The organism is Celeribacter neptunius (genome assembly GCF_900113955.1).
GTDB classification, from domain to species: Bacteria; Pseudomonadota; Alphaproteobacteria; order Rhodobacterales; family Rhodobacteraceae; genus Celeribacter; species Celeribacter neptunius.
In genome coordinates, this window is sequence record NZ_FORH01000017.1 from 1 (window position 1) to 6,430 (window position 6,430).

Below are 6,430 nucleotides of genomic sequence, written 5' to 3' on the forward strand. Positions count from 1 at the left end.
GAGGTTCAGGCAACGATCGCTTGCACGGCGATGAAGGCGATGACCGACTGTTTGGCGATCTCGGGTCGGACTATCTCTACGGCGGCACGGGGGATGATACGATCGCAGGCGACAGCGGCAATGATCGTCTCTACGGCCAGGATGGTAACGACATCCTTTCCGGGGGTGTTGGGGACGACCGTCTCTACGGCGCCGCGGGCAACGACATCGGCGACGGCGGTGGCGGCGATGATCGCCTGTTTGGCGGCGCGGGTGATGACATTCTGAACGGTGGAGATGACAATGATCGAGTGCATGGCGATGAGGGCTCGGATGAGCTCTCCGGTGGAGAAGGCTGGGATTATGTATTTGGCGGTGTCGACGATGACGCGATCTACGGTGCCTCCGGTAATGACCGTTTGTATGGACAGGACGGCAATGACCTTCTTGATGGCGGCACCGGCAATGACCGGCTTTACGGGGGCGCTGGTGCGGATCGTCTGATTGGGAATACCGGGCAGGATATACTCTTCGGCGATGGCGGTGCCGATGTCTTTGTCTTTAATCTGACCAGTGGTGCAGATACCTTGCGTGACTATGAAATCGGTATCGACAGCCTCTATTTCGACATTGCGGGATATAGCCCAAGCAACTTGGGTTTCTCAGAGGACATCAATGGTGACTTGCTCATCGGCTGGGACAACCAATCCGTCCTAATCGAAGGGCTTGATCTTAATGATCAGGAAAGTTTGACGATATACTTCATGTAAGCGCCTCCGAGGGATAGGGGAGCGTTTAGAATGCTTCAACCGAGAATTGGGGGCTGTAAGAAGATCTGCACTTTTGAACTTCGCGCTCTATCAACAAGCCGCGCGAATATGCCTAAGAATCCGTTTGGTGACTCTTTCCACGTCAACGTGAAAATTGTCGGGGAAGGGTATACTGACAGGCTTTGAGGGAAGCGCAAGAAGGCTGTCACCAAGAACGGGAGAAACTTCAGACAGGGAGGTAAATTTCAAAGATGTGAATTTACCATCCATATATTTGGAGTCATTATAGATTTTCAGCAAATCCAAGCCCCGCAGGTTGCGCTCCCCAGTCAGTGCAAAACCAGGCTTATCGAGAGCCCAACGCAATTTGGCGAGCCCGGCTCCATAGGGTGCAACGAAATAGTTCACCGTGGAAAGCCATGCAAGATTTTCGAGCGGAGAAGTTCCAATACAACTGACTACCTGTAGGTTTTTCACGCCGTGCAGATCGCAGAATGCCTCCACAAACCCCATCTCCTGAGAAAGATGCTCATTGCCGAGTTCGACTTTCGTGCCGTTGTCCTGCCCTTCTATACGCGGCTGGCTGTTGGCCTTAGAAATCACAGGCCCTTCAGCAGAGCTGCCGTTCAACCCATCAAAAATCACGACGAGCTCGGGAACCTGCGCTGCGAGACGACGCGCAATCTCCAAATAGACATTCATCAAATTGTCTGGTGTCCGATTGAACAGGCGCAAGCCGAAAGCGAGTCGGAAGGCGCCGGGCGTCAGCCGCACACCATTTGCAGAATAATCACATCCAAGCTGTTCTGCAGTCTGCTGCGCATGTCGTGCAAGCCTTTCGCGTGATCCCGCTCTGATGTGCCGTCCGGAGACAGGCAGCGGTGCAAGCCGATTGCTGACACACTCTTTTAACAGCTCTTCGGTTTGGGATACTCTGGTCACTCTCCCACGAAGCTCGGGATATATTTCTTCGATCGGTCCGAAAACGTCAACCGCCGAGAGATCCGCACTAATCGCAACGCCAACACCACAGTCTGCGCCATAAGTTTCGTAAATGCGATCGAGCCCTTGAAATTCATCCCATATTGCATGACCAATATGAAGAACACCGCCCCCCAGAACGAGGCAGGGCTGTTTGTCTTGATCGCTTATCCAATCACGATAGGTCTTGTTGACGGGGACAAGTTCTGACAGAAGCCGTGCCATCCATTTGATCCAGTCTTTAGCTATGGAATCGCGCACTTTCCATAGATACAAAAAGACATTGGATTTGGGGAAGTAGACTCCTGTATTCGGAAAAATGAAATAGCTCTGCCGTGCCAGACTGTCTTTCACAGCATAAATATGCGATGTTTGAGGAAGTGGTAGAATTGCCGCGTCCACGGTCCGGCCCGATTTAAAAAGAGACTCGATGCCCGAGCCTAGCAGGGCATAGTTCGAAACCTGATCACGCGGTTTGAGGTTCAGCTCTGAAAGGATATCTTGATAGAAACTTGGCGCGCGCTTTCGCTCCATGCCCAGCTTATCGAGTAGAGCAATTGGCGCAGCCTCTTTGCCATGGATCTGGATAGGATCAAACAGGTTTATTGAGAGCAGAATACCAAGAAAACCTCGCCCGCGGCGCGGCCCGATAACGCTCAGAAAGGAGAAGAGATCCGGTGACTGACGATTAGGCACCAAGCCCAGGACTTGCTGAATGAGATTCTTTACGTCTTGCTCCATTGCGAAACGCAAACCGTCCCAAACGTGCCTCGGGGCTTTTAGAAGGGGGCCGGCATGCGCGCCATAACGCTCCAGAACGACAAGCTCTTTGTCTGCGTCATCTGGCGCGAACACAAGATAAAGATCGGAGACTTTCAGAACAGCGGCACCCGTGAGAGAACCCAGAAGAATATCCCCAGTTTCCTGGAATTGTTTGTGCAACTTGGTGAGTTGCTCAGGCGATAGATGCGGCGCGCCTTCGTCCGGAAGAGACTTACTTGGACGTTGCTCGAAACGACAAAAGCTCATATGTGCCCCATCAGAAATTGTACTCTTCGCCGAAACGGCTGGTAATACCGGAAACAATCCGCTCTGCAGCGATGAAAATTGTATCGATCTTTCCCGACATGACCCTGAAGACGGGTCCGTTCTGGAAAACGTAACAGGCGCGGTTGTCATTGGTCCCGACCGGTTTGGTCTTAATGGATAATTGGGGACCATCGTAAGAGAACTGGGCCTTGAAATCGGGGAAGTATTTCGAGAACTCCGCTTCCATCAACTCCCGTTTGCGTTCAATTGTACGCGTATCGACATGGTGCAGATAATGCCGGGCCTCTTGTGCTGTTTCGCAATGAGCCAAGGGTGTGTGAATTACGCTGGACAAGGTAAACCGCCCCGGTTCCTCTGTAGGATAAAGTGAGCACAAAGGTCCGTCTACGAGTGTGATCGCGGCGTTAAAGTTTTCTGGTGAACGGTAATACAGAAGCAATGTCGGCTCGTAGAACACATCCATCGATATTTTACTCATGTGACCCCACGTGGCATCGATAAGATAATCGTATTGCTTGCCACGAAACTCGACATGGGTCTCATGTAGTCGAATATCTTCAGGTGCGACCTCTGTCTCGAACCTCAGACAGTCCGCCAGCTTTGTCTCGAAAAAGCGACGTGACTTTTCTGTTTCAATCACCCGTTCGTCGGTGCGCATCAGACCGGCAACGTTTGACAGCCAGGGCAGGCTCTTTGGGTCAATCCGTTCAAAAGTGATACCTGACGTGGCCATGATGATGCTGTAAGTTTCGAAGTCGAGCAGGGAATCCCGTTCGGGGACCGCATATAAGTTGTTTTCGACGACACGGGTCAAGTGCGGATAACGTTCTATAAACCTTCCATAGCCGTCGCGAGACTGAAGCCGTGTTTCATAATCGCGGGCATAATGGAAACCTTTGTGCAAGCGGAACTGATTGTTGCCCGAGGCACAAGAAAGCGCGTGCGCCTCTCGATCGAATATATCGACATTGATTCCGAGGTTCTTAAGGATCAGGCCCAAGTGGCAACCATACCAACCAGCGCCGACAATACAGACTTTCATCGTCAGGCTTCACTCTGCAATGTTTTAGGTCCGAGCGACATCGAGTAGGTGCCGGAGTGAATTTTCAATTTCTTCTAGTCCGTTCTGGTTGGGGCGTTTCATCTCGACGGAAACCCATCCCTCGTATCCGCATTGTTTCAATGAGGTGATAAGTGTGTTCAGGGCAACCATATCGCTCGGAACCGGTGCGAGAAAGGGGCTACTTACATGTACATGGCTGATAAGATCAACATCGCGTGCAATGACATCGGGAATCCGCTCCTCATCTCCGAGCATATGCATACTTCCCAGATCAAAGGTCAGTCCGATATTTGAATGATTGACCTGACGGACAAAAGCTACTGTCTCGTCATACAACGTAAGGAAATTCCCGCCATATGCAGCTGGATTACACTCGACCCCGAGTATGACGCCTTGTTCTCTTGCAAGTTCGCCAAATTCCTTGAACTTTGCTATCGCGACACCCGTCGCAGCCTCGAGCGACATTTCTACAGGTCTGATACGGTTTTTCGGCGCCCCGAAAACAATGTTCCCGAGCTCCAGCTCGCCAGCGAGCAAGATCGACTTGCGCATTGCCATGCCAAATGTCTCCGCAGACATGCCTGTTCCGAACAATTCGGCCTTTCCCATCCCAAAGAGCGTTGATTGCATAGAAACGGGTGTCAGCCCGTAATCGTCGATGTCGTGCAAAGCGTTCGCCATATGCTCCTTGTCGGGCATCAACGGGTCATCAGCCCCCTGAAAGAACAGCGACGGTGCGATCTCGAGCCCGCAAATCCCGAGGCGTGCCAGAAGACCATAAACTTCGAGGCGCTCACAAGGGCTCCACGCGATATTTGAGATTGCGTATTTCACCCGAGTGCTGTCCCCCGCGCCATCTGGCTGGTCATCGCTTCAAGGACCTCACTTGCCCCCATAATGTAAGACCCATCCCGTCTCCAAAGCGCTGCGTGAAGTGTTCTAAAATCCTCCAGATGAAGCCGCGCGCCCGTCTCTGGCATTTTCTCTCCGGTTAGCGCACGATAGACTTCGGCAGCCTGAACGGGTTCTGTCGCAAGATGGAGCTGAGTCAACGACGCAGCCCGGGCGACATTGATATCACGCCAAAGATTTTGGACGCCATAGAACTGGTATTTTGAGGCGGGATTGGTAAAGTAAACGGCCGACAAGCCGGCCTCCTGTAAAAGGATTTCCAGCTCTACCCTGTAACGGAAACTTGCAAGGCGATTTCTGTCGACGACAAACATATCAAGCATGGAATTGAGCGCGTACATATCTGTAAGTTCGGGACGCCAGGCATCCGGAACCCTCTCCATGAGCCCCGAGAACCGTTCCCGCGTCAGCATTGTCGGAACTGGATTGAGAATGTCGAACACGAAATTTTTTTTCAAACCTCGTCCGTAGAGCGCAGGAAGGCGTACGATCAAACTGTTTTCGAAATGATCCGAAATTGCCGTTTCAAGCGCGCGACGGTTCGCGCCATAGGCATTTTGAGTTTCAAAATCGCCGCTCGCTTCCGTTTGCTGTCCATCAAAGCGATCAAATACCGCTATCGATGAAATCAAGACAAATGTCTTTGCCTTCACTGTCTCCAAATCCGAGACAAGTGTGTCGATGTGCTCGCGATCCTGTTCAGGAAGGCGGTTGGCCTCGAACATCGATCCCGGTGCGGCTGCGCAAACTACTGTTTCGAATTTTTCTCCGCGCAATGTTTTTATCGTCGAACTGTTGTATTTCGCTCCAAAATTATGTTGCCGGTCGAGCGCGCTTCCTACAAACCCGGTATATCCAATCAGGGCGTCCAATGGCTTCTCCTAATGCTACGCTTTTACCAGCATGAGGCTCGAAATCACGACAGGTCATGCAAACAGTAGCACGATAGCTCCCTGATCATTAAGATCAAGCCCTTCGATTAGGACGGATTGGTTGTCCCAGCCGATGAGCAAGTCACCATTGATGTCCTCTGAGAAACCCAAGTTGCTTGGGCTATATCCCGCAATGTCGAAATAGAGGCTGTCGATACCGATTTCATAGTCACGCAAGGTATCTGCACCACTGGTCAGATTAAAGACAAAGACATCGGCACCGCCATCGCCGAAGAGTATATCCTGCCCGGTATTCCCAATCAGACGATCCGCACCAGCGCCCCCGTAAAGCCGGTCATTGCCGGTGCCGCCATCAAGAAGGTCATTGCCGTCCTGTCCATACAAACGGTCATTACCGGAGGCACCGTAGATCGCGTCATCGTCGACACCGCCAAATACATAATCCCAGCCTTCTCCACCGGAGAGCTCATCCGAGCCCTCATCGCCATGCACTCGATCATTGTCATCTCCACCGTTCAGAATGTCATCACCCGCACCGCCAAACAGGCGATCATCGCCGCCACCGCCGTCGCCGATGTCGTTGCCCGCGGCGCCGTAGAGACGGTCGTCCCCAACACCCCCGGAAAGGATGTCGTTACCATCCTGGCCGTAGAGACGATCATTGCCGCTGTCGCCTGCGATCGTATCATCCCCCGTGCCGCCGTAGAGATAGTCCGACCCGAGATCGCCAAACAGTCGGTCATCGCCTTCATCGCCGTGCAAGCGATCGTTGCCTGAACCTC

6 protein-coding genes are annotated in these 6,430 nt (G+C 52.4%); 1 reads left to right on the forward strand and 5 read right to left on the reverse strand.

The features are described 5' to 3' along the window. The coding region (locus BM151_RS21285; RefSeq protein WP_143093146.1) for a calcium-binding protein at positions 1–749 on the forward strand (749 nt) is incomplete at its 5' end. Between the two features lie 90 nt (positions 750–839). Here BM151_RS21285 and BM151_RS21290 read toward each other — a convergent pair. The 5 genes from BM151_RS21290 to BM151_RS21310 form a co-directional block, all read right to left on the reverse strand. Then, positions 840–2,759: a hypothetical protein gene (locus BM151_RS21290; protein WP_143093147.1), complete on the reverse strand. Its 1,920-nt coding sequence runs from the start codon at positions 2,757–2,759 to the stop codon at positions 840–842. A gap of 10 nt (positions 2,760–2,769) precedes the next feature. Beyond that, positions 2,770–3,822, reverse strand: a complete 1,053-nt coding sequence (locus tag BM151_RS21295; RefSeq protein ID WP_090063413.1) for an FAD-binding oxidoreductase/lyase — start codon at positions 3,820–3,822, stop codon at positions 2,770–2,772. A 24-nt stretch (positions 3,823–3,846) separates the two neighbouring features. Then, on the reverse strand, positions 3,847–4,677 hold the full coding sequence (locus BM151_RS21300) for a sugar phosphate isomerase/epimerase family protein (protein WP_090063415.1): 831 nt from the start codon (positions 4,675–4,677) through the stop codon (positions 3,847–3,849). Further along, positions 4,674–5,627 carry a sugar nucleotide-binding protein gene (locus tag BM151_RS21305; RefSeq protein ID WP_090063417.1) on the reverse strand — a complete coding sequence of 318 codons (954 nt, stop codon included), beginning with the start codon at positions 5,625–5,627 and terminating at the stop codon, positions 4,674–4,676. Before BM151_RS21305 ends, BM151_RS21300 begins: the two co-directional genes overlap by 4 nt. Before the next feature lie 54 nt (positions 5,628–5,681). Continuing rightward, the coding region (locus BM151_RS21310; protein WP_143093148.1) for a calcium-binding protein at positions 5,682–6,430 on the reverse strand (749 nt) is incomplete at its 5' end.